The sequence below is a fragment of the Noviherbaspirillum sp. genome, assembly GCF_036846085.1.
Lineage (GTDB): Bacteria > Pseudomonadota > Gammaproteobacteria > Burkholderiales > Burkholderiaceae_D > Noviherbaspirillum.
In genome coordinates this window covers 1-5,090 of sequence record NZ_DAIUCO010000331.1, presented here as the reverse complement: position 1 = coordinate 5,090, position 5,090 = coordinate 1, and the positions used below count along the sequence as shown (strand labels likewise).

General features: G+C 63.4%; 5 protein-coding genes. 2 read left to right on the top strand and 3 right to left on the bottom strand.

All coding sequences use genetic code 11. The annotated features are described in order from the left end of the window. A partial coding sequence (locus V7080_RS23960) for an NAD(P)H-dependent flavin oxidoreductase (protein ID WP_334190893.1) occupies positions 1–571 on the top strand: 571 nt, incomplete at its 5' end. Between the two features lie 12 nt (positions 572–583). Here the strand turns inward: V7080_RS23960 and V7080_RS23955 are convergent. From V7080_RS23955 to V7080_RS23945, 3 genes are read right to left on the bottom strand one after another with little or no spacing between them, the layout of a single operon-like run. Next, complete coding sequence (locus V7080_RS23955) at positions 584–1,021, bottom strand: universal stress protein (protein ID WP_334190892.1); 438 nt, start codon at positions 1,019–1,021, stop codon at positions 584–586. A 45-nt stretch (positions 1,022–1,066) separates the two neighbouring features. Continuing rightward, positions 1,067–1,915 carry a universal stress protein gene (locus V7080_RS23950; RefSeq protein ID WP_334190891.1) on the bottom strand — a complete coding sequence of 283 codons (849 nt, stop codon included), beginning with the start codon at positions 1,913–1,915 and terminating at the stop codon, positions 1,067–1,069. Positions 1,916–1,950: 35 nt separating this feature from the next. Further along, positions 1,951–2,253, bottom strand: coding sequence for a hypothetical protein (locus V7080_RS23945; RefSeq protein WP_334190890.1), 303 nt, complete (start codon positions 2,251–2,253; stop codon positions 1,951–1,953). On the opposite strand from V7080_RS23945, the gene V7080_RS23940 reads away from it, so the two are divergent. Further along, positions 2,221–4,902, top strand: coding sequence for a bifunctional acetate--CoA ligase family protein/GNAT family N-acetyltransferase (locus V7080_RS23940; protein ID WP_334190889.1), 2,682 nt, complete (start codon positions 2,221–2,223; stop codon positions 4,900–4,902). The two genes, V7080_RS23945 and V7080_RS23940, sit on opposite strands and share 33 nt — an antisense overlap. Positions 4,903–5,090: the final 188 nt, after the last annotated feature.

The following is a 5,090-nucleotide window of genomic DNA, read 5'->3' as shown; positions in this document are numbered from 1 at the left end:
ACTGAAAGGGTGTGCGGACCTGTTTCGGCAGCTCGGCATCGAACGCGAAAACATTCCCCTGATCGCCGCCGGCGGCATCCACAGCCACCAGCAGATGCGGGCGCTGTTCGACATGGGAGCAAGCGCCGTCCAGCTCGGCACCGCGTTCGCCGTCACGGAGGAAGGCGATGCGCATGCGGCGTTCAAGAAGGTGCTCGCGGAAGCCACGCCGGACGACATCGTCACCTTCATGAGCGTGGCAGGCCTGCCCGCCCGCGCGGTGCGCACACCCTGGCTGGCAACCTACCTGGAAAAGGAAGCGCGATTGCAGAAGGCGGCGAAGCCGAGGCAATGCACCGCCGGATTCGACTGCCTGCATCAATGCGGCCTGCGTGACGGTATCGCGAAGTCGGGACAGTTCTGCATCGATACCCGGCTCGGCTTTGCGTTGAAGGGCGACGTGCAGCGCGGCCTGTTCTTTCGCGGATCGGAACCGCTTCCGTTCGGCAGCGCGATCCGCACGGTACGTGAATTGATCGAATATCTTCTGACCGGAACGCAGCCGGCGAATCATGCGCTAAAGGCGAGCTGACATGCTGCCGCCCTAGCGAACGATCAATACCGGCAAGGTGGTTGCCGCCAGTATCCTGGTTGCGACCGAACCCAGCAGGACATTGGCCAGGGCACCATGGCCGTGCGAGCCCATCACGATGAGATCGATGCCGTTCTTCTGCGCATACGCCCTGACGGTGTGTGCGATGTCGCCGACTTCATAGCCGGACTGAAAGGGAATGCCTTTTTCACGCAGTATCGTTTCCGCCGGCAGCAGCGCCGCCTCCGCTGTTTCCCGATAGTAGCCGTTCACGGAATCGTCACCCAGGATGCGCCTAGCCTGTTCCACGGCGAGGCCGGGTGGAATCGGCAGCTTGACATGCAACAGGTGCAATCGCGGCTCGCCCCGGAACCATTGCAGGTGGGACGCAATGTAACTCACCGCCTTGCAGGAAAACGAGGAACCATCCACTGCCAGCAAGATGTTCATGTTCAACTCCATCAATCGAAATCACGGCGCGGCCACGATGGCCGGTCAGTGCGACATCAATACCGGCACCGTCATCGTTTCCAGCACCGTCCTGGTGACGCCGCCGAGCAGCACTTCATGAAAGGCCGTATGCCCGTATCCGCCCATGACGATGAGGTCCGAATCGGTATCGGCCGCCAGCGACAGCAGGGCATTGCCGACATCGCTCGATGTGACCTGGTGCCTGACTTCCACCTTCACACCGTGCCGCGCAAGGAACAGCGCGATATCCGCGCCCGGCATCTCGCCGTGCCGTTCGCGGTCGACCGGGCCGGACGGCGGGTCGAACAGGGCCAGCACAACATTGCCGGCGCGGCGCAGCAGCGGAATCGCGGCATTGACGGCGCGTGTCGCTTCCGTGCTGCCGTCCCATGCGACCAGGATACGATCGCCGACGCGCTTGAATTCGCCGGCATGTGGAACGATGAGCACCGGATGGCCACTATTGAGAACCACGTATTCAGGCAGGTCGGAAATGATGCGCCCCTGTGGTTCGTCCGGATCGGTCTGACCCAGCACCACGAGGTCGCAATACCGTGCCTGCAGGCACAGGCCGCCGTGATAGTCGTCGTTGAGCAGCCGCCGCTCGTAGGAACGCACTTCGGATTCGCGGGCAAGGCGCTCGAATTGCACCAGTGCATCCTCGGCGCGCTGGTACAGGAAATCGACCTGGTCGGCCACCATGGTGGCGGTGATCTCGCCATGCGCCTGCCGGTAGAGGTAACGGGAAACGCCGGTCATCGCCGCACCGATCAGGTGGGCATTTTCGGCCGCGGCGATTTGGGCGGCGATGCGGATGCGGGCAGGCGTGTGCCGTGACTGGTCGACATGGACCAGGATGGTTTTATACGACATGACGGATTCCCTTTCCTGAAGAACGGTCGCTGCATTCATCGCTTTTGCCGCAACGGCGATGCGGTCAGTGCCATTTCAGCGTAAGGCTGCCGCCAGGCGCAGTCCAGAAACAAGTGCAGCGCTTGCCCGATTGTTCGGGCAATTTTGACTTGCATCAATCTTTTGCGAAGCTTGCTCATTACCATCGTGTTCAGCCGCAGCGGGAACCATGTGCGCAGGTTCTTGCCTGATTCAGCAAACCTGCCGTTGCGGCCGCATGGCAAGCGGCGATGGCGGTCGCAATCAACTTCAGTCGGGAAGGCATCATGAGCATAAGAAATCTCCAGCCCCTGTTTCAACCGAAGTCGGTCGCCGTCATCGGTGCATCGGAAAAGCCTCACAGCGTAGGCGCTACCGTGCTGCGCAATCTCATCGAAGCGCGGTTTAACGGAGAAATATTTCCCGTCAATCCGAAATACGACCGGCTGGAGGGCTACGAGGTATATCGTGATGCATCGCAATTGCCGGTCGCGCCCGACCTGGCGGTGATATGCACGCCGCCCGACACCATCCCGGCAATCATCCGGCAACTCGGCGAGCGCGGTACCAGGGCGGTCGTGGTGCTCACCGCCGGCCTGGGCGTGAAGGACAAGCATGGCGTGACCATCAGGCAAGCCATGCTGGATGCGGCCCGGCCGCACCTGCTGCGCATACTCGGCCCCAATTGCGTCGGCCTGCTGGTACCCGGCATCGGCCTCAATGCCAGCTTCGCGCACACCGGCGCGCTACCCGGAAAAATCTCGTTCGTCTCGCAATCGGGCGCGCTGGTCACCGGCGTGCTCGATTGGGCCAAGACCCGCGGCATCGGCTTTTCCAAATTCATTTCCCTCGGCGACAGTGCCGATATCGATTTCGGCGATCTGCTCGATTACCTCGCCAGCGATGTCGATACGCATTCCATCCTGCTCTACATCGAAGACGTGCGCGAGGCGCGCAAATTCATGTCGGCGGCCCGCGCGGCGGCGCGCAGCAAACCGGTCATCGTGGTGAAGTCGGGGCGTGTGGCCGAAGGCGCGAAGGCGGCAAGCTCCCATACCGGCGCCATGGCGGGCAGCGACGATGTGTACGATGCCGCCATCCGCCGCGCCGGCATGCTGCGGGTGCTCGGCACGGAGGACCTGTTCGATGCGGTCGAAACCCTTGCCCGCGCCAAGCCTTTGTTCGGCGAACGCCTGACCATCGTCACCAACGGCGGCGGCCCCGGCGTGCTCGCGACCGACGCGCTCATCGCCGAGGGCGGCAAGCTGGCCGAACTGTCGGACGACACCCTGCGCAAGCTCGACGAAATCCTGCCGCCGACCTGGTCGCACGGCAACCCAGTCGACATCATCGGCGACGCCACCGGCGAAAGGTACCGGCAGACCATGGAAGTGTTGCTGAAGGAACCGCAATCGGACGCCATCCTGTTCATCCATGCGCCGACCGCGATCGTGCCCAGCGCAGACATCGCAAGAACCGTCGCGCCGCTGGCACAGGATGCGTCGCGCAACATCATTTCCTGCTGGCTCGGCGGCGACAGCGTCGCCCAGGCGCGGCGGCTGTTTTCCGAATCCGGCATTCCTACCTTCGATACGCCGGAAGAAGCCGTCGGCGGCTTCATGCAGATGGTGCAGTACCGCCGCAACCAGGATCTTCTCATGCAGGTGCCGCCATCGGTTTGCGCAGCGGAGCCCGGATTCGTGCCCGACAGGGAGGCCGCGCGCGCGGTCGTGCAACGCGCCCTCGAATTGAACCGCCCCGAACTGTCGGAACCGGATGCGAAGAAAATACTGACCGCCTACGGCATCCCGGTGGTGCGGACCGAGATCGCCGATCGGGTCGAGGCGGCGGTAATGCTGGCGCAGCAGATCGGCTTTCCGGTGGCTTTGAAGGTGCTTTCACCCGAGATATCGCACAAGACGGAAGTCGGCGGCGTGGTGCTCGATCTCGAATCGCCGGAAGCGGTCCGTTCCGCGGCGCTCGCGATGCAAAAGCGGCTGCATGAGATCCGGCCGGACGCTACCCTGCACGGCTTCTCGGTGCAGTCGATGGAGCGCCGTCCGCGTGCGCATGAACTCATCGTCGGCGTCAGCACCGATCCGGTATTCGGCCCGGTCATCCTGTTCGGGCAGGGCGGCATCGCGGTCGAGGTCACCGCCGACCATGCCCTGGCGCTGCCGCCGTTAAACATGGTGCTGGCGCGGGACGTCATCTCGCGTACCCGGATCGCGAAGCTGCTGGCCGGATACCGCAACCGGCCACCGGCCGACATCGACGCCATCTGCCGCACGCTGATCAACATCGCCACCATGATCGCCGACATCCCCGAGATCGCCGAACTCGATATCAATCCGCTGCTGACCGACGAAAACGGTGTGATCGCGCTCGACGCCCGCATGCGGGTGGTGGCGGCGGAGGGCAGCGGCGCGGACCGCTTCGCCATCCGCCCCTATCCGGAGGCGCTGGAGGAAACCATCTCCTGGCAGGGATCGGAATTGCAGATGCGGCCGATCCGGCCGGAGGACGCGCCGCAGCACCTGGCCTTCTTCAATGCCCTCGATCCGGACGATGTGCGCTACCGCATCTTCACCCGCTTGCGCGAACTGCGGCCTTCGCAGCTCTCCCGCCTGACGCAGATCGACTATGACCGCGAGATGGCCTTCATCGCCACCAGGCAGCTTGACGACGGCACATCCGAAACGGTGGGCGTGGCGCGCGCCATCGCCGACCCGGACAACATCACGGCGGAGTTCGCCGTCATCGTCCGCTCGGATGTGAAGGGGCAGGGGCTGGGCCACATCCTGATGGAAAAGCTGATTCGCTATTGCCGCTCGCGCGGCACGCAGGAGCTGATCGGCGAAGCGTTGCCGAACAACAAGCGGGTGCTGAATATGGCGACGGCGCTCGGCTTCACGCTCAGCCGGGCACCGCATGACGAGACGATGCTGATGCGGTTGAAGTTGCAGTAGGCGGGTGTCTTGTTTTGTTGGGCCGATAAAGAACAGATGATGATCGCGCAGGTATCGCATCAAAATCATCGCCGTCCGGCTCCTTCCCCCCTTTCAGGGGGAAGGTTGGGATGGGGGTAGTGAGGTCGAGCTGCTGCATGCGATTGATCAACCTTTACACCCCCATCCCAGCCTTCCCCCTACGAGGG